Source organism: Tersicoccus mangrovi (assembly GCF_036881825.1).
In the GTDB taxonomy this organism is placed as follows: domain Bacteria; phylum Actinomycetota; class Actinomycetes; order Actinomycetales; family Micrococcaceae; genus Tersicoccus; species Tersicoccus mangrovi.
This window is the reverse complement of record NZ_JBAJMW010000020.1, coordinates 1-1,106: the sequence shown is the minus strand read 5'-3', so window position 1 is coordinate 1,106 and position 1,106 is coordinate 1. Positions and strand designations below refer to the sequence as shown.

Here is a 1,106-nt window from a genome sequence, read left to right as displayed (position 1 = left end):
TGTTGTGGGTCATGACGTTGCCGACGGTGGGGTGGGGGTGAGGAAACGGGCTCCTGGTCGGCACGATGGGAGGTGCTGAAGCCATCCACGTTCCGAAGGAGCCCGTTCCATGACCCACGCTAACGCCCCGCTGACCCCAGCCGGCAGGCTCCGCCTTGTCGACCGTGTCCTGGCCGGTCAGGGCCGCCCGATCGCACACGTCGCCGCGGAGGCCGGCATCGCCCGCTCCACGCTGTCCACCTGGGTGGGCCGTTACCGGGTCGGCGGAATCGACGCGTTGGAGGACCGGTCCAGCGCCCCGGTGAACCGGCCCACTCAGCTGCCGGCGGTGGTGGTGGAGTTGATCGAGGCGTGGCGGCGGGCGCACAAGTGGTCCGCGCGGCGGATCCACCACGAGCTGGCCGCCCGCGGGCATCACTGCTGCCTGCGGACCGTGTCCCGGTGGCTGGCCCGACTCGGGATCGCCCGGCGCCGGGACCTGGATCCGACGGGGCAGTCGAACCGGGCCCCGGGCAAGATCACCGCCCGGTTTCCCGGACACATGGTCCACCTGGACGTGAAAAAGATCGGCAAGCTGCGCGAGGGCGGCGGGTGGCGGGCTCATGGCCGCGGCTCGGCTGCGGACCGGGCCAAGCACGCCACCCGGGTCGGCTACACGTTCCTGCACACCGCGATCGACGGGTTCTCGAGGCTGGCCTACACCGAAGCCCACGAGGACGAGCGCGCGGTCACCACGATCGGGTTCTTCCACCGGGCGGTCGCGTTCTTCGCCGCCCACGGCATCACCCGGCTCGTGCGGGTCGTGACCGACAACGGGAACAACTACCGGGCCAAGGACTTCGTCCGGGCGGTGCTCTCGGCCGCGTCCCGGCACCAGCGGATCCGCCCCTACACGCCCCGCCACAACGGCAAGATCGAACGGTACAACCGGCTGCTCGTCGACGAGGTCCTCTACGCCCGCCCCTACGCCTCCGAACAAGCCCGCCGTGACGCCATCGACGTCTGGGTCAACCACTACAACTACCATCGACCCCACACCGCCTGCGCCGACCAGCCACCCGCCTCCCGCGTCCCAACCCGCGTCGCCAACGTCATGACCTCCTACA

At 70.5% G+C, this 1,106-nt stretch carries 1 protein-coding gene; it reads left to right on the top strand.

The window, feature by feature from the left end:
* Positions 1–109: 109 nt before the first annotated feature.
* A partial coding sequence (locus V6N00_RS17185; protein ID WP_334234326.1) for an IS481 family transposase occupies positions 110–1,106 on the top strand: 997 nt, incomplete at its 3' end.